Raw genomic sequence first — 16683 nt, 5'->3', positions numbered from 1 at the left:
GAATCTTTTAAGCTCATCGCTTACTTATTTTTAGAAGTTTTTCAACTTCAAAAGAATTGCTGGTCATTTACCTTTATATTCTCTGTTTAATTTTCAAAGACCAATTTGTTCGCCGTCATCTGACAGCTTTTATAGTTTATCACTTGATTTTCATCTTGTCAACATTTTTTTATGTTATTTGAAAATCTCGTTTAATCTTGTGCCGCATCAGCGACGAATAATATCTTACCACATTTATTTTGGCATAATACTGCTTAAAATGTCAAATGTTTAAATCAACTCATTATTTCTCTTGATTACTCAATATACCTTTAAATTACACATATTGATACACCAGGCATAGTATACAAATATGGTGATATCAACTTAAAATCTAAATTTCTAAAGTTGATATCACTATCCCATAAAACAATACTAAATACTATACTCTAAGAATACTTGAGACATATTTCTTTCGAGTTCAACCCCAAAATGATCCAGCGACTTTTGAAGTGAAACTAATGTATAACTTATCTTATCTGCTCTCGCATTTTCACCCATATGACCTATCCTAATAACCTTTCCATTGAGATAGCCAAAAGAACCTGCTATTAATATTCCAAAATTATCAAGCATATAGTCTATTAGTGCTTTATCATCTATTCCATTTGGAACTTCTATTACAGTTACTGTATTGGAATATCCTTCTTTAATATACAGGCTAAGCCCAGCTTTCTCTACAGCAGCTCTAACTGCAGAAGCAATTTTCTCATGCCTTCTTAGTAGGTTATCTTTACCTTCTTCAAGTATATTATCAATAGCTGCTCTAAGTCCCATAATATCGCTTGCTGGCTGAGTGTATGGAAACCACTTTTTATCATAGTAATCCTTCCATACTAGTAAATTACAATAAAATGAAGCTATAGGTGCCTTTCTGTTTTCCATAGCTACAAAAGCATCATCACTAATGCTTAAAAAGGTCAATCCTGGTGGGGCTGATACTGCCTTTTGGGAGCCACCAAGAGCTATATCAATTTTCCAATTATCAACTCTAAATTCTTCACCACCCATAGCTGCAACACTATCTACTACAGTTAATATTCCCTTATCTTTAAGCAAAGGACATATCTTATCTACTTCGTTTAGCACCCCTGAAGGAGTATCACAGTGGACTACTGTAGCGTATTTAAAATTACTGTCCTTCTCTAGGAACTTTTCAAGTGCTTCAACATCTATCTTTCTTTGTCTATCTCCCTTAAAAAATACTGGCTCTCCCCCATACAAGGTAACAAAGTCAGCAAAACCTTCTCCAAAAATCCCATTATCTATAACTAATACCCTATCTCCTTTATCAGTTAAGGAAGCACAAGCTGCTTCAAGGCCAAGTATACCCTCTCCACTTAATATTCTAACTTCATTTTTAGTATTTAAAAAACTCCCTATTCTTTCGCAGGTCTCCTTATAGAAATCATAAAACTGAATATCTAAATCAGGATTTGTGGTTTCAAGTGCCCTTGCAAGTCTTACATTTTCTCTTACCTGAGTTGGTCCTGGTGTCATTATATATGGAACCTTCATTTAAACTGCCCCCTTATCTTTTTAATTAACTAATACTTTATGCAGCACAGCCATTCAAACATATAACCATTTAGCCATTTAACCAGCCATAACAAGCGGTAACTCCGACTAAAAGCATTGCTAGAGGCTATATTCCAATAATCTTATAATTTATTTTCCATAGAAAATTATACTATTAACTTTTACTTTTTTAAACTGTATGGATACATTTTACACAAAGCAAAAGCACTTAAAAACCAGTGCTTTTAAGTGCTTTCTAACTACTCTTAATACTTAATTCTTTGAAAGATCCATTAGTCTTGGAAATAATATATTATTCTCTAAGTGTATATGCTGGAATGTATCATTTTCTAACTCTTCAAGCTTTGCGTAAGTCAGTCTATAAGTGTTGCAGCCATCTGATGGTGCAGTAAAATCATTAGTAACCCTTCTTAATTCCTTAAGAATATCTCCTGCTCCGGTATGCTCATCTTCGAGTTCCTTGGTTATATTAACTGCCCTTTCTAAAGCTTCTCGAGTTTTGTTTTTTTCATACTCTTTAATAGCAGGATATTGAATTGTTTCTTCTTTTATCACATGTGATTCCAATTCCATTTTAAGAGTGTGAAATAGCTTATGCACATGAGAAAGCTCTGGATGGTGTTCTCCATGAACTCTTAATATTTTAGTGACTAGTTCACTTATTCTTGGAAGTTCAACGCCTAAATAAGCATGATATCTATTTACAATATGATCAACTAGTTCTCCAAAAGGAGCTTCTATCCAGTTTCTATCTTCTGTCTTAACATTTTTAAGTTCTTCATATAAATTATTTATTTTATCTAGTATCTCTGGTTCACTTAAACCCTGTTCCTTTATCGCTGATAAGAGTGGTCTATCTCCTCCGCAGCAAAAATCTATTCTATATTCCTTTAATATGTCTGCTGACTTTGGAAACTTAGTTACTATCTCTCCGATTTTTTGTGAGCTATGAAATGTACCCATTTATTTAACCCTCCAATGTAATTTATTTATTTGTTTTAATTATAGACCTCTGAGTTGTATCCAAGCTGTGATTTGAATCAATTTTTAAATTGATTGCAATCATAGTTTATCCAAATAGAAACTTTTATAATTGAGCCATAGTCAAAAACACAAAAATAAAAGGAGAGATTTAATATGTTAAATAAAATAGAAGTAGCTAAAAATTCTTACTGCGTAGGTAAAATTGATGATAGAGATGTTCCATTCCATAGATTAATGCTTACTAAAGGAACAACATACAATGCCTACTTATTAGATACAGATAAAGCAACTTTAATAGATACAGTAGATATATCCTTTGGTATGGAGTTTGTAAAACACTTAGAAACGATAATGGATTTACAAAAGCTTCAATATGTAGTAATCAACCACGTTGAGCCAGACCATGCAGGGGCTATTGGTGCTCTCATGAACAAAGCTAAGAATGCTATCATAGTAACAACAGAACTAGGAAAGAAGTTCTTGATAGGAATGTTTAAAATTAAAGAAGATCGGTTCCATATAATTAGAGATGGAGAAACTCTTGATATTGGAGGAAAAACCCTTCAGTTCTTCGAAACTCCTTTCCTTCATACAGAAGAGACAATGGTTACTTACTGCATTGAAGACAAGATACTTTACCCATGTGACCAGTTTAGTACACACATCGCAAATTATGAACTGTTTAATGACTTAGCAAAAGAAGATATTACAGAGGATTTTAAGGTATACTACAAATTAATCATGCATCCTCATAGACCTTATGTCAGAGCTATGATAGACAAGATAAAAAACCTTGAGATCAACATGATTTGTCCTTCACATGGATATGTACTAAGAAAAGATGTCCAAAAGTATATAGATTTATATGATGAATTGAGCCAAGTAGAATTATCCACAGATAAGAAAGCTCTTATTGTATTCAGTTCAATGACAGGTAATACTTCCAAGGTTGCTCAAGGAATCAAGGAAGGTTTAGTCGAAATGGGCGTTGAAACAAATGTAGTTAATATCAAAAGTGCAGATTTAAACACTATTCTAGACTTGGCAAAGGAAGCTTCAGCAATTATCATCGGAAGCTCTACAAAATATGGCGATATGATAGGAAACATTGAAGATACCATAAAGGAAATTATAAAACTTGACTTGTCTGAAAAGCTTGTAACAGCTTTTGGTTCATATGGTTGGAGCGGCGAAGCTATAGAAATAATAAATGACTATCTAAGAAACACTAATGCAACCCTTCTTGATACTTCTTATATGATAAAGGCTACTGGAGATGATCATATCAAACTGCCACTAAGAGTTAATTTTGCTCCAGAGGAGCAAATGAAAGCTCAATGTGTAGACACTGGAATTGCAATTGGAGAACTTCTAGTAAAATAGGATAAATTTGAATTAAATTGTCTCAGAATAAAAATTCCCCTTTCGGGGAATTTTTCATTTATTTATACTGATGGGTTAGCTTACTTAGCTCATTTCTTCTAATGCCTCAGCATCTTTAATAACAACCTTTTTATTACCAACTAGCTCAATAACCCCTTCTTCTTCCATGGCAGTCAGCTTTCTGCTCATTGTTTCACGGGTTACCCCTATATAATTTGCCATTTCCTCACGGCTAAGCGGAAGATCGATTACTGTACCCTCCTCTTCTTCTCTGCCAAAATCTTTAACAAAGTTTCTTAGAAGAGCAGCTATTCTAGTCTCTATATCTTTGGTGCTTAGAGTTTGAACCAGATTCTCAAGGCTTACCAGTCTATCATGAAGATTTTCAAGAATTCTAAGGCTTATCTCCGGAGTTTTCTTAACTATCTTGTCAAAATCATCCTTAGTTAAAATACAAACACTAACATCCTCAAGAGCCTCCGCATTAAAGTCAACCTTGCCCTTCTTTAAAAGACTTAGATACCCTATAAAATCCCCTTCAGAAAGAATGTATAGTATTTGCTCCTTGCCTTCTTTATTATACTTATATATCTTAATTTTACCCATATTTATAATATAAAACTTATCTGAAACGTCTCCTTCAAAGAAGATAACCTGGCCTTTTTTATACCTTCTTCTTTGAATCATACTCATTACATCAGAAAGCTGCAAGTTATCTAGTACTGAGAAAATTGGTGCTTTTCTTGCGCAGTATTTTCCTGTACATTCAGCACAAGAGAATTGTTCTGTATTTTTCATAGTCCTTCCTTTCTAATCATGATATCATTTGAAGATATTTCTTGCACATCTCTATATCATTTTGTTCTAAATACAATAAAGCTAATTTATTATATATCTTAACAACCTCAGCTTTGTAAGCTTCCTTGTTTTTTAATACATCTAAAAGTTTAATATATGTGCTCTTTAAATTTGTAAAGTCACCTATACAACTGTACCCATCAATTAATTTACGATATGCCTTCATCGTTGTCAATATATCACTAGTTTCTAACGCAAGCTTCAAGCCTTTGTTAGCGAATTTTATGCCTTCTTCATATGATCCGTTTTTTATAAATATAGATGACTTTTGTATATATGTCAAAGACAGATTAAAGACACAGCTATTTTCTGCTGCTTTTTCTGCTTTATCAAGCCACTCAAGGCTTGTATCTAAATCATTCTCTTCGAGATATATTAATCCTATATTGCTATATAAGTGCCAAGCTGCTTCATTATTTTTATCCGAAAGCTCTGCCATAGCATCCATACAAATTTTTAAAGCTTTCTCTTTGTTTTGCTTATACCTATAACAATTAGCCTTTAACACGCTGGCACAAATATACTCTTTAAGTTCTTTTTCTTTATTGCAAAGCTCTAAATATCTTTGTGTGTATTCTAAAGCTTCATCATATTTTTCAAGCTTTTTAAAGTTTGCTGCTATATTATAGATAGCTTCCTTTTCTGCTTTGCTATCTTTATAAAGCATAGCATAGTAATAAGCTCTTCCAAAAAATGAGTTAGCTTCTAAATAATCAAATTTATTAGCCTTACATTCACCAAGCCTGTTAAATAAGTAGGATGTATATGCTTTTTCTTCAGTCTCCTTATACAAGTCCAAGGACATCATATAATTTATAAAGGCTTTTACATAAGCTTTATCTTCAAAATCATAATCACCAAGAACTTTGTGTGCTTGGGCTTCAACCTTAGTTAAGCTATGTTTTCTAGTAATTTGGATGATAACATCAATTTCATCCTTGGTAGGATTATTATTTAATTTATTGAGGCAGTAAACTTCTGCATCCTCAGCTGGAGTTCTTAAAAGGTAAGTCTCGTCAATATTAAAAGCTACTCCTAAGCTTTCTGCTTTCTTGTTAAAGCTTTCAGCAATATGCTTTGCGGTTTCCTTGCTTAAACCTCTCTTACCAGTCTCAATCATACTAATAAAGGCTCTCGTAATATTTTCGTCCTCTAACTCCTGCTGTCTCATGTCAAATTTTTTTCTTAAGCTTCTTATCTTCTCCCCCGTCGTTAAAAAAATCATCACATACTCCCCCAAATTTATATAATTAAATATTGCTTAACTATTTATTGAATTTTATGATAATATTTATATATATAATTTTCATATATTAAAGCTTCAATTTCAAGACCTAAAGTATATTTTGTTTAATCTTTGTAAATAAATGCTTATATAAGGTCATGTTTAAGGAGCTTATTGATAGGAGGCTTTATGGTATTTACATTTAGAAGTTGGCCCTTATGGCTGTTTATTTTATATGCAGTTATATCTGTAATAATTATCATACTAGAAAGAAAACGGCCAGAGAAAACTATTGCCTGGCTTTTAGTTTTTGTATTACTTCCACCCTTTGGTCTAATTCTGTACATATTCCTTGGACGAAACTGGAAGAGACATAAACTCACAGAAGATTTCTCACCATATGTTAGAGATTTAATCTACAGAGTAATAAATAGAATTGAAAACCCTGAGTATATCCCTCTTATAGAATTATTAGCTAAAAATAGCGACTCTCCCCTTTTTGTTGACAATGATATTACACTCTTTAAAAATGGAAACGAAAAATTTAAAAGTTTAAAAGACGAAATAAAAAAAGCAAAGCACCATATACATCTTGAATATTACATAGTCAAAAGTGATGCTATTGGAACTGAGATAAAAGACTTGCTCATTGAAAAAGCTAAGGAAGGCGTCAGTGTAAAATTTATTATTGATAGAGTCGGTTCTATCAAAATGAAAAATAGTGCTATAAGAGAACTTAGGGCAGCAGGTATAGATGTAATTCAGTATTCATATTTTCTTGCCCCTCTTTTAAGAGCTATAAATACTCAGATAAACTATAGAAACCACAGGAAAATTGTAGTTATAGATGGTCACGTAGGCTTTATTGGCGGCATAAATATTGGAGATGAATACTTAGGAAAAGGAAAGCTTGGATACTGGAGAGACACTCACATAATGGTAAAAGGAGATTTTGTTCTAGGACTTCAGGCAGTATTTCTTGATGATTACTTTACTATAAAAAGAATTTCAGGAGACTACTTTTTAAATAAAGATGATTTTAAAAGCTACTTCCCAGAGCCTATAAAATCCAATAAACAAATAATGCAACTGGTTAAAAGTGGACCTGATTCAGAGTTTCCGGCAATAATGCAGGGTGTTTTGAAAATGATAACCATGGCAAAGAAAAATATTTATATTACAACTCCATACTTCGTTCCTACCGAAAGTATTATGGAAGCACTTAAGATGGCAGCGCTAAGTGGGGTAGATGTTAGAATTCTTTTCCCCGGAAGGTACGACCATGTTTTAGTTTACTTGGCTTCCCGGACCTATCTCGCTGAACTTATTCGCTGTGGAGCTAAAGTATATTTTTATAGTAAAGATTCTTTTATTCATTCTAAGGTTATGACAATAGATAGTAAAATTTCTACTATTGGTACAGCTAATATGGACATACGAAGCTATGAACTTAACTATGAAATAAATGCAGTTATTTATGATGATGCTAAGACAAAAGAACTTGAAAATCAGTTTTTTGCAGACCTAGATAAAAGCATAGAAATATCTATTGAAGACTTTGATAATATAACAAGATTCCATAAAATACTTGAGGCAACTGCTAGAGTTTTTTCTGCTCTTTTATAGGATAAAAATAAAACTACTCCACATATCTTTTCAAAAATATGTGGAGTAGTTTTATTTTTATCTATTTTCTCCCAAAAAGAATAGTGCAACTGTTCCTGGCCCTGAGTGAGTACCTATTACGGCACCAATTGGATTTATTATAACGTCTTTAACATTATGTTTTTCTCTTATTAGTTTCTCAAGCAATTTAGCATCTTCTAAACAATCGCCATGGCTTATAAAGATAATCTGATTGTCAGCATTTACTATTCTCTTATCTAACTCCTCAGCTAAAGCTCTGATTGACTTCTTTCTTCCCTTAACCTTCGTTATAGGAATCAATCTTCCTTCATTATCAACATGAAGCACAGGTTTGATATCTAGAAGCGTACCTATGATAGCAGCAGTACTAGATACTCTTCCCCCTCTTTTAAGGTGGTTCAAGTCATCTACCGTAAACCAGTGATTTATTTTAAGCTTGTTGGTCTCTATCCAATTAACTATTTCTTCCTTAGAAGCACCTTGTTTTAGCATTTCAATAGCATAGTAAGCTAACAATCCTTCTCCTAAGGATGCACATTTTGTATCTATAACAGTTATATCTGCATCTTTAAATTCTTCGAGAATCATGTCCTTTGCTATATTCGCACTATTATATGATCCGCTTAAAGCTGAAGAGAATACAGGACAAATAACTGCCTTTCCTTGGCTTACATGCTTCCTAAACTCTTCTGCATAAGCATAAACATTTATTTGAGCAGTTGAAGGCATTTCTCCAGCTCTTACCTCTCTATAAAATTCTTCATAAGGAAGTGTCTCACCTAAATCATCCTTATACTCATTCCCTTTAAAATTCACAGTCATTGATAATAAAGGTACATTATTCTTTTCAACATATTCTTTTGGAAGGTCAGTGCCACAGTCTATGATAATAACTGTTTCCATAATCGCCTCTCCTTTACTAATCTAATTATCTTTAATTTATTGATTAATTCATATTATGGATAAATATAGTATAATATTATCATTGCTTTAATATTCTATCAACTAGTTAATAAATATAATGTTGTTATGGTAAACTAAAGCAAGGAAACTAAATATACGGCGGTGAACTATTATGATAAATATTGACGAAATAAAAAATAGAATCAAAACCATAGCTGAAAACTATAAAGATGAGCCTACTGGCGGCTATATATCCGGTGATGGTCCAATACCCGCAGATATTTTATTTGTTGGCGAGGCTCCTGGAAAAACAGAAGTTGAAGAAGGGAAACCTTTTGTAGGTATGGCCGGAAAAACCTTTGAAGGGTACTTAAAAACTATAGGCTTAACTAGGGATATCGTAAGAATAACTAACACCTGCTTCTTTAGACCTATAACTATAAAGGAAGGTAAAAATGGGAGAACTTCTGTAAGCAACAGACCTCCTAAGCAATCTGAAGTGAATCTATTTAAAGAAGTTCTAGATGATGAAATAGCTTTAGTTAATCCGAAAATTATTGTAACTCTTGGAAATGTTCCTTTAAAAAGATTAACTGAATTTATAAGTATTGGAGAGTGTCATGGAGAGTTATACTTCAATGAAAAGTTAGGAAAACATATTTTCCCTATGTATCATCCATCTTCTTTGACTTATAACCGAAGTGAGGACTTTCATGAAGCCTATGAAGAGGATTGGATAAAACTAAAAGAAGCTTTAAAATCCCTTGAATAATATGTCTTGATTATTTCGACAAAAAAGTGTAAAATTAGACTAATAATAATCTGTAAGGTTTAGGTGTAGTCAATGGAAAACAATTTAAATTTGAAAGCTTTATTAGAGCAAAATAGTCTTAACTCTATTAAAAACGAAGTTTTATTTGTTGTAGATAGTAATGATATAATTACTGATATTGAATCTGCATCAAGCTTTATATTAGGTATAAATCCAGAGGACATGATTGGAAAGAAATTTTCATCTTATTTGATTGATGAGTATATAGATTTTAGCTTTTTTGACTCTATGCTGCCAAAGGATAAAGTTACCCTTACCTTTAAGGCAGAATATTCCTTTACACACGTTGATATAAGCTATCAGCATTTATTAGATGCTGAAAATAATATCATAGGTGCTTATGGTTCAATAGTTGATATTTCCAATTATATAGAGTATAAAAAAAGATTCGATATGATAAACAAGCTTTTAGATAATTCTAAGGATATAGTTTACCAATATCAAATTTTTCCTGAACAAAAGTTTACATACATAAGCAAATCCCTTGAGGCAGTACTAGGTCACAGCTTAGAAACAAATTATAACGATCCTACTCATGTATTCAAGATAACTCATCCTGAAGATCTTGAATTACTTATGAATAAATCAACCGGTAATGTAGATTTTTCAAAGCCTATTATTACTCGCTGGCAACATACTGATGGACATTATATATGGATGGAGGATTATGCTATTCCCTTTTATGATAATAGGGGAAATCTGCTTTCAGTACAAGGTATATGTCGTGATATTAGTCAAAGAGTAGAACTTGAAGAAAAGCTAAACCATTATAAAAGGACGAGTGCTTAATGCACTTTAAAAAGCTAACTGCAAATTAGGCAGTTAGCTTTCTATTTTTACTTATTAAGTTTTTCATAAATATAATAATAAGCCCTGAAAATCCGCCTGAGCTATCAATGAGAACATCCCTAAAAGCTGGTCCCCTTCCTGGTACAAAACTTTGATGAAACTCATCAGAGCAGGCATACAAAAATACTGCAACCATAGAAAACCATAATGCTTTCTTAAAATTTAAGCTTTCACTTAAAGCATTGTAAAAAAGCATATACAGTATTAAGTATTCTGTAAAGTGAGCACCTTTTCTTACTGCAAAATCTGCTAGTGCTCCAAAGTAACCATGTAAGTCTAATCCAAGAAGATTAAAAATATAAATTACAAATTGACTCGTCTCCTCTGATGTATCTCCTGGTTGACTTGAAAAAGTGAAAATCAATATCATCCAAGCAATAACCATCAGCCATTTTATTTTCTTATTTTTCATTGTATAGACCTTTCTAATATTTTTTCTTTATTATATCAAATTCTTCAAAAGTTCTATAGTGTTTTCTATATCACAGGTACAAACCATTTCTGAAATTGAATGATTATACCTGCAAGGTACTGAAACTACTCCTGTCTTTACTCCTGATTTTTCTTTATGAATAGCTCCTCCGTCAGTAATTCTGTTAACTGAAGCATATTGTAGCTTTATACTTTTTTGTTTCGCTGCTGCTTCTAAGCTTTCCTTAATTTCATGATGCATAATTAAGCTTCTATCCATAACTGTTAGCACCGGACCCTCACCAATTTTAATATTGCCTTTACCTCCGATTGAATCTCCTGCTTCTTCAAGATCTACAACTATGCAACGATCTGGCTCGATAGCAAAGGAAGCTGCTCTTGCTCCTCTTCCACCAAGTTCAGCCTGAGAAGAAAAGACGAAATAAGTTTCTTGATTAACATCATTTAATTCCTTTATAAGTCTTAATAAAACATAGCATCCTACTCTATTATCCAAGCCTTGACTTATTATTTTATTATCTATCGCCAATACATTTCCAAGGAAGCAAGCTACGTCTCCTTCTCTAACCTTTTTTAGAGCTTCTTCTCTGCTTGAAACTCCTATATCGATATATAAATCACCTATCTCTGCATTAGACTTACTTGCAGCAACCTTTCCAAAAGTTCCATTCTCGAATCTTACAAGGTTATGTACTATATCTGTTGTATTAAAATTCCCTAAGCTTCCAACTCTAATAAAGCCATTATCTTCGATAAAGCTTGCAATAAGTCCTATTTGATCCATATGGGCACATAGCATTAACTTATCAGTACCCTCTCCAATTTTTACAATTAGGTTTCCCATCTTGTCTTCTTTAATATCACATTTTACATTCTTTAACTCATCTATAATAGTCTTTCTCACTTCCTCTTCATGTCCACTCACACCAAAGCTTGAAAGAACCCTTTTTAACATGTCGTCCATTACTGTAACCTCCCTACTTTATAATTTTTAGATATTCCACAAGAAGCTTAACTGTATTTTCATAGTCACACTTGCTTGCTACTGAGACTGATGAATGAATATACCTGCAGGGTACTGAGATTGTTGCTACCTTAGCACCTTCTCCTGAAGCATGAATGGCATAAGCATCGTTTCCTCCTGCTATAGCTCTTCTAAATTGATATGGTATTCCCTTTTGCTCTGCTAAATTTGTAATTTCCCTGGAAATATCTTGATTGAAAATACTTGTTCTATCCATTATTGAAATAGCAGGACCTTTTCCTACTTCTGTTGCTCTTAGATGCTTGGGAACATTAGACATGTCAGCACAAATTGTACCTTCAAGAACAATTCCTATATCCGCTTTAACACCAAAAGCTGATACAAAAGCTCCTCTCTCTCCCACTTCCTCCTGAACGTTAAACACTCCATATAAATCACAGTCATAGCTTTCTTTAAGAGCTTGGATTAAAACAGAGCACCCCATTCTATCATCAAAAGCTTTCCCTTTATAGAGGCCTTCTCCAAACACTCCAAATTCAGTATCAAACACAGCAAATTCTCCAAGGCTAACTAATTTTTTAGTTTCCTCTTTGGAACTTGAACCAATATCTATACAGCAATCATCATAGGACACAGCTTTTTTTCTTTCCTCAGAACTTTGAAGGTGTATAGGCTTAAATCCTATGACTCCAGGCATTTTGTTCTCTCCAATTAAGACAACCTTCGATGGAAGTAAATTTGCTGCAATTCCGCCTAAAGAATAGAATTTCAAGGTGCCGTCTTCATTGTATCCTGTTACTATAAAGCCTACTTCATCCATATGTGCATCAACAACAACTCTCTTACCCGTCCCTTTTTTATGAACGATTATGTTTCCCATTCTATCAACTTTCAGCTCATCTACGTAATCCTTAACAGCTTGTTTTATTAAATCTCTAACATCTCCCTCATAGCCTGAAGGTCCTGTTGCATTACAGAGTTTTTCTAAAAGCATAATAATTCTTCCACCTCCTCAGATCTCAATTTTTCAATAAACTTAGCCATTATTCTTCCTGTATTTTTTATATCTTCTATGTTCACCATTTCAACTGAGGTATGCATGTACTTTATCGGGATAGAAATAAGAAGTGTAGGAATTCCATCTCCAACCACCTGTATATCCCAAGCATCTGTACCTGTGTCTCCTGGCTCAACTTCAACCTGATATGGAATATTATACTCTTTTGCAATATCCGTAAGCTTTTTTCTAAACTTAGGGTGAATATTAGGACCAATAGAAATAACTGGACCTTCGCCAAGGTAGTTTTCTCTTTCAGTTGCTCCCATTGGCCCACTGTCAAAGGTAACATCAATCGCTATTGCCATAGTAGGATTAACTTCAAAGCTTCCTACTCTTGCTCCTCTATGGCCTACTTCTTCCTGGCAAGACGCTACAAAATAAACATCCAAATCATGAGTTATATTATTAAGTTCCTTAGCACAAGCATACATAGCAGCTATTCCAGCCCTATCATCAACAGACTTGCAAATAACATTGTTGTTTAAGAGTTCGTAAAAATTCCTCTTTAATGTTACATAGTCACCTATGTTTACTAAAGCCTGAAGTTTTTCCTTTGAGAGGCCAGTGTCTATAAGCAAATCATCTGCAGCTATTGCTTTTTTTCTATCTTCTTCACTCATAAGATGAGGCGGTTTTATTCCTATAATGCCAAGTACTTTCTCTTTTCCATGGATATAAACCTCCTGAGATACAAGTGTTTTTGCGTCAATCCCATTGCTCTTGAATTTCAAGAATCCATTCTCGCAAAGCTCTGTTACCATCAAAAATACTTCGTCAGCATGAGCCATAAGCATTATACTTTCTTTTCCCTTGCCCTTCTTATATGCATATATATTATTTAATTTTCCTAAACTCAATTCTCCAAAAGGCTCGAAAGCATCTTTAACAACTGGATAAAGCCAATGCTCTCTTCCACTTGGAGCATGAGAAGTGCAGAGCTTCTTTAAAAACTCTATATCTTTCATACCTTATTACCCCCTTTAGTCACCATTTACTTATATTCTCTATTTTTATTGATATTCCTTTTGTTATTTTATTATTTAGAATTTTTTAAACCTCTTCTTGACACTATTACTTCATCGTAGTAAAATAATAGAAAATAAAGGAAATACCATAAATCCATTGAAAAGGAAGAGTAGCTATACTGTCTAGTTTCAGAGAGCTGAGGAGGGTGTGATCTCAGTGCAATGTCATATAGTGAATGGACCTTACAGGAGTAAGCCGAAATTTTAAGTTAAGCTTAAAAGAGTAGTCCTTAACGGATGCCCACCGTTAAAAGGGATAGGACATGATAGTATCTGAATTGAGATGTGTATTTTTTACACAATTTAGGTGGCAACGCGGATTACCTTCGCCCTATAGTTTTAGGGCGGAGGTTTTTTATTTTGTATTGAAAAGGGGGGATCAGCTATGGTATGAACATTAGATGAATCGGACTGGCAAATAAAATTTATAAGTAATATTTATTTTAAAGGGGATGTAAATTATGAATTTAAAAAAGCTTATAATGAGTTCACTACTTCTAGCCATAGGTATGGTACTTCACCAAATAGTTCCTCCGTTTTTGTTTGGAATGAAACCTGATTTCTTATTAAGTATGATGTTTATTGCAATTACACTTAGTGAAGACTATAAATTAACTCTTCTAATTGGCATAGCAGCTGGCGTGCTTACTGCTGCTACTACTACCTTTCCAGGGGGTCAAATGCCAAATATAATAGATAAACTTATAACCTGCAATGTAGTTTATTTTATCTTAAAAGTTGTAAAGGATAAATTTAATAACCAAATAAAAATGTTCATAATATCTATTATAGGAACATTAATTAGCGGAACTGTTTTTTTAGGCTCAGCATTTGTTATTGCAGGTCTTCCAGCACCATTCTTAGCTTTAATGCTAGCTGTGGTAATTCCAGCAACATTATTTAACTTAGGTGCCTGCATAGTTCTATATAATGCAGCAAGCCTTGCTATGAAAAAAACAAGCTACTAATAAAAAACACGGCAAATGCTGTTTAAACTGAGGATCGTGAGATTCTCTAAAATCGCATTTGCCGTATTATAGATTAGGCTGAGGATTCAAATTATAGTACTGATATTACATTCATTATGCTTTCTTTAGTGATATTCTTATCCTTTGCAACAATCTGCCCATTCTTGGTGTAAATCAAGCTTGGAGCTTCAACTGTTCCTAATCTTGCAGCAAGGCTGGAATTTTTATATACATCTATCTTATTAACCTTAACCGTAGCTGCTAACTCTCTTTCAACCTCTTCAATCGTAGATAAAAAGGCTCTGCACTGCTCATCAATTGGAGACCAAAGATAGATTAGACCCAGTTTCTCCTTTTGCATTATTTCTTCTTCAAATACTTCTGATTCAGCAATATACTTTTCTGCTCCAACTCCAGCTATTGCTCCGTCACCAACTGCAGTAGCAACCTGCTTAAGGAACTTTTCTCTTACGTCTCCTACTGCAAAAACCCCATCTACATTAGTTTCCATGTTTTCATTGGTAATAACGTAGCCTTGTATATTCAGATTTATTTGTCCCTTAAATATCTCTGTATTGGGAACATATCCAATAAATAAGAAGCAGCCATCAACAGGTATATCAATTAGTTCGCCAGTTTTTGTATTCTTAAGGACTACTTTATTTAACCTCTCTTCACCTTCAAAGGAATTAACAATCGTATTCCAAACAAATTCCATTTTAGGGTTTTTCTTTGCCTGCTCTTGAGCTATTTTGTTGGCATCCATTATTCCTTCATCATGAATAACTGATACTATAACCTTTTGGGCAAACTTGGTTAGAAACATTCCCTCTTCAATTGCAGCATCTCCACTTCCTATTATCATAACTGTCTTATCAGTGTAATATGCAGCATCACAGGTCGCACAGAAAGAAATTCCCTTATCATATAAGAAACTTTCTTCATTTAATGCACCAGTTAGTCTTGGCTTGCCTCCTGTTGATATAATAACCGACTTAGCATGATATACAACCCTAAAGGTCTCGACTATTTTATCTTTTCCTTCAAGTTGAACGCTCTTAACATCTGTTAACTTAAAGTTTACCCCAAAGTTTTTAGCCTGCTTGTGAAAAAGATTCATAAGCTCAATTCCGCCTATTCCTTCAGGAAAGCCTGGATAATTAGCTATCTCATTTGTGTAAGTTGCAAGCCCTCCAACTAAAGACTTTTCTATCAAAAGTGTTTTTAATCTTGCTCTTCCGCAGTATATGGCTGAAGTAAGCCCCGAAGCTCCTCCCCCTATAACTATAACGTCATAGTATTCATGTTTTTTTTCCATCCCTAAATCCTCCAATTATATATAAACCTCATTATTTTCACCTTTAAAACATATGGTGGCAAGAAGCCACCATATTAAAACTACATAAAATACTTAACTAAAAGCTTGCTTCCTATCCAAGCACCTAGGAATATAAATATTACATATATCCATCCGTGAAGTGACATACAAGCAACACCACTGAAGAATGCTCCTATATTACAACCAAAGGCAATTCTTGCACCATACCCCATAAGTAGTCCACCTAGTATAGCAGCTACAACTTGTTTCCACGACTTTATTTTCTTAATCTTAAATTGTGATGCTAATAAAGTTGATAGTAAGGCACCAAATATAATGCCCAAGTCTGCAACTGAGAAAGCATCATTCCAAAAACCGCCTGCTAAGCCAGCTGCATTAGCCTTCTGCTGAAAGAAGAACCACTTTTCAGGATGTCCACCTATAGCTTGATAAATCCATGCACCCCAGTTAGTAAGTGAACCTGTTACTCCCCAAGGCTTTCCTATAGCTGAGAACATAGCAATATTTAAAGCTGCTAATATAACCGCACCTGCAGTATAAGTCCAAGGCTCCTTTAGAAATTTTTTGTAATAAACATTATCTTTAATATTCATCCATTTCACCCCCTATATTTGT

The 16683-nt window shown here is 33.6% G+C and carries 16 protein-coding genes and 1 other annotated feature; of the genes, 5 read left to right on the top strand and 11 right to left on the bottom strand.

The genetic code is table 11. The features are described 5' to 3' along the window. Nucleotides 1–414 precede the first annotated feature (414 nt). A complete protein-coding gene (locus NBE98_RS07600) occupies nucleotides 415–1557 on the bottom strand; it encodes a pyridoxal-phosphate-dependent aminotransferase family protein (protein ID WP_250814351.1) in 1143 nt (380 codons plus the stop codon). Nucleotides 1558–1830: 273 nt separating this feature from the next. After that, nucleotides 1831–2541, bottom strand: a complete 711-nt coding sequence (ric, locus tag NBE98_RS07595; RefSeq protein WP_250814350.1) for an iron-sulfur cluster repair di-iron protein — start codon at nucleotides 2539–2541, stop codon at nucleotides 1831–1833. 174 nt (nucleotides 2542–2715) lie between these two features. Between ric and NBE98_RS07590 the strand changes: the two genes are divergently transcribed. Next, the gene (locus NBE98_RS07590; protein WP_250814349.1) at nucleotides 2716–3945 is read left to right on the top strand and encodes an FprA family A-type flavoprotein; all 1230 of its coding nucleotides are present in this window, start codon (nucleotides 2716–2718) and stop codon (nucleotides 3943–3945) included. Nucleotides 3946–4029: 84 nt separating this feature from the next. Here the strand turns inward: NBE98_RS07590 and NBE98_RS07585 are convergent, their stop codons facing one another. Together NBE98_RS07585 and NBE98_RS07580 are read right to left on the bottom strand one after the other, a co-directional pair. Beyond that, nucleotides 4030–4743: a Crp/Fnr family transcriptional regulator gene (locus NBE98_RS07585; RefSeq protein ID WP_250814348.1), complete on the bottom strand. Its 714-nt coding sequence runs from the start codon at nucleotides 4741–4743 to the stop codon at nucleotides 4030–4032. 16 nt (nucleotides 4744–4759) lie between these two features. Then, nucleotides 4760–6028, bottom strand: coding sequence for a helix-turn-helix domain-containing protein (locus tag NBE98_RS07580; RefSeq protein ID WP_250814347.1), 1269 nt, complete (start codon nucleotides 6026–6028; stop codon nucleotides 4760–4762). Nucleotides 6029–6217: 189 nt separating this feature from the next. On the opposite strand from NBE98_RS07580, the gene cls reads away from it, so the two are divergent. After that, complete coding sequence (gene cls / locus NBE98_RS07575) at nucleotides 6218–7654, top strand: cardiolipin synthase (protein WP_250814346.1); 1437 nt, start codon at nucleotides 6218–6220, stop codon at nucleotides 7652–7654. 57 nt (nucleotides 7655–7711) lie between these two features. On the opposite strand, the gene NBE98_RS07570 is transcribed toward cls, so the two are convergent. Next, entirely contained in the window at nucleotides 7712–8581 is an 870-nt protein-coding gene (locus tag NBE98_RS07570) for a DegV family protein (RefSeq protein WP_432432679.1), read from the bottom strand. 169 nt (nucleotides 8582–8750) lie between these two features. On the opposite strand from NBE98_RS07570, the gene NBE98_RS07565 reads away from it, so the two are divergent. Continuing rightward, complete coding sequence (locus tag NBE98_RS07565) at nucleotides 8751–9350, top strand: uracil-DNA glycosylase (RefSeq protein WP_284703608.1); 600 nt, start codon at nucleotides 8751–8753, stop codon at nucleotides 9348–9350. Between the two features lie 72 nt (nucleotides 9351–9422). Beyond that, nucleotides 9423–10199: a PAS domain-containing protein gene (locus NBE98_RS07560; RefSeq protein WP_250814344.1), complete on the top strand. Its 777-nt coding sequence runs from the start codon at nucleotides 9423–9425 to the stop codon at nucleotides 10197–10199. A gap of 25 nt (nucleotides 10200–10224) precedes the next feature. On the opposite strand, the gene NBE98_RS07555 is transcribed toward NBE98_RS07560, so the two are convergent. The 4 genes from NBE98_RS07555 to NBE98_RS07540 are packed head-to-tail and all read right to left on the bottom strand — an operon-like array spanning nucleotide 10225 to nucleotide 13701. After that, nucleotides 10225–10671 (bottom strand): VanZ family protein, encoded by a 447-nt coding sequence (locus tag NBE98_RS07555; protein WP_250814343.1) that lies wholly within the window; start codon nucleotides 10669–10671, stop codon nucleotides 10225–10227. Between the two features lie 30 nt (nucleotides 10672–10701). Then, nucleotides 10702–11655: a zinc-binding metallopeptidase family protein gene (locus NBE98_RS07550; protein WP_250814342.1), complete on the bottom strand. Its 954-nt coding sequence runs from the start codon at nucleotides 11653–11655 to the stop codon at nucleotides 10702–10704. Nucleotides 11656–11668: 13 nt separating this feature from the next. Continuing rightward, on the bottom strand, nucleotides 11669–12670 hold the full coding sequence (locus tag NBE98_RS07545; RefSeq protein ID WP_250814341.1) for a M42 family metallopeptidase: 1002 nt from the start codon (nucleotides 12668–12670) through the stop codon (nucleotides 11669–11671). Next, complete coding sequence (locus tag NBE98_RS07540) at nucleotides 12661–13701, bottom strand: M42 family metallopeptidase (protein WP_250814340.1); 1041 nt, start codon at nucleotides 13699–13701, stop codon at nucleotides 12661–12663. The genes NBE98_RS07545 and NBE98_RS07540 overlap by 10 nt, the downstream gene beginning before the upstream one ends. A 148-nt stretch (nucleotides 13702–13849) precedes the next feature. After that, nucleotides 13850–14098, top strand: a binding site (T-box leader). A gap of 124 nt (nucleotides 14099–14222) precedes the next feature. Between NBE98_RS07540 and NBE98_RS07535 the strand changes: the two genes are divergently transcribed. Continuing rightward, nucleotides 14223–14729 carry a tryptophan transporter gene (locus tag NBE98_RS07535; RefSeq protein WP_250814339.1) on the top strand — a complete coding sequence of 169 codons (507 nt, stop codon included), beginning with the start codon at nucleotides 14223–14225 and terminating at the stop codon, nucleotides 14727–14729. Nucleotides 14730–14820: 91 nt separating this feature from the next. Here the strand turns inward: NBE98_RS07535 and NBE98_RS07530 are convergent, their stop codons facing one another. Continuing rightward, nucleotides 14821–16047, bottom strand: coding sequence for an FAD-dependent oxidoreductase (locus NBE98_RS07530; protein WP_250814338.1), 1227 nt, complete (start codon nucleotides 16045–16047; stop codon nucleotides 14821–14823). An 80-nt stretch (nucleotides 16048–16127) separates the two neighbouring features. Then, complete coding sequence (locus NBE98_RS07525; protein WP_250814337.1) at nucleotides 16128–16661, bottom strand: YeeE/YedE thiosulfate transporter family protein; 534 nt, start codon at nucleotides 16659–16661, stop codon at nucleotides 16128–16130. Nucleotides 16662–16683 lie beyond the last annotated feature (22 nt).

Origin of the sequence: Clostridium swellfunianum (genome assembly GCF_023656515.1) — a bacterium.
Lineage (GTDB): Bacteria > Bacillota > Clostridia > Clostridiales > Clostridiaceae > Clostridium_AT > Clostridium_AT swellfunianum.
The sequence above is the reverse complement of the archived record's forward strand: the minus strand, read 5'-3'. Positions and strand labels throughout refer to the sequence as shown.

What these genes read in the sequence shown, in the direction of transcription:
- NBE98_RS07580 (WP_250814347.1), bottom strand. Translation starts at nt 6,028, where the DNA reads ATGATTTTTTTAACGACGGGGGAGAAGATAAGAAGCTTAAGAAAAAAA.
- NBE98_RS07565 (WP_284703608.1), top strand. Translation starts at nt 8,751, where the DNA reads ATGATAAATATTGACGAAATAAAAAATAGAATCAAAACCATAGCTGAA.
- NBE98_RS07535 (WP_250814339.1), top strand. Translation starts at nt 14,223, where the DNA reads ATGAATTTAAAAAAGCTTATAATGAGTTCACTACTTCTAGCCATAGGT.
- NBE98_RS07555 (WP_250814343.1), bottom strand. Translation starts at nt 10,671, where the DNA reads ATGAAAAATAAGAAAATAAAATGGCTGATGGTTATTGCTTGGATGATA.
- NBE98_RS07540 (WP_250814340.1), bottom strand. Translation starts at nt 13,701, where the DNA reads ATGAAAGATATAGAGTTTTTAAAGAAGCTCTGCACTTCTCATGCTCCA.
- NBE98_RS07560 (WP_250814344.1), top strand. Translation starts at nt 9,423, where the DNA reads ATGGAAAACAATTTAAATTTGAAAGCTTTATTAGAGCAAAATAGTCTT.
- NBE98_RS07590 (WP_250814349.1), top strand. Translation starts at nt 2,716, where the DNA reads ATGTTAAATAAAATAGAAGTAGCTAAAAATTCTTACTGCGTAGGTAAA.
- NBE98_RS07585 (WP_250814348.1), bottom strand. Translation starts at nt 4,743, where the DNA reads ATGAAAAATACAGAACAATTCTCTTGTGCTGAATGTACAGGAAAATAC.
- NBE98_RS07530 (WP_250814338.1), bottom strand. Translation starts at nt 16,047, where the DNA reads ATGGAAAAAAAACATGAATACTATGACGTTATAGTTATAGGGGGAGGA.
- NBE98_RS07525 (WP_250814337.1), bottom strand. Translation starts at nt 16,661, where the DNA reads ATGAATATTAAAGATAATGTTTATTACAAAAAATTTCTAAAGGAGCCT.
- cls (WP_250814346.1), top strand. Translation starts at nt 6,218, where the DNA reads ATGGTATTTACATTTAGAAGTTGGCCCTTATGGCTGTTTATTTTATAT.
- NBE98_RS07550 (WP_250814342.1), bottom strand. Translation starts at nt 11,655, where the DNA reads ATGGACGACATGTTAAAAAGGGTTCTTTCAAGCTTTGGTGTGAGTGGA.
- ric (WP_250814350.1), bottom strand. Translation starts at nt 2,541, where the DNA reads ATGGGTACATTTCATAGCTCACAAAAAATCGGAGAGATAGTAACTAAG.
- NBE98_RS07545 (WP_250814341.1), bottom strand. Translation starts at nt 12,670, where the DNA reads ATGCTTTTAGAAAAACTCTGTAATGCAACAGGACCTTCAGGCTATGAG.
- NBE98_RS07600 (WP_250814351.1), bottom strand. Translation starts at nt 1,557, where the DNA reads ATGAAGGTTCCATATATAATGACACCAGGACCAACTCAGGTAAGAGAA.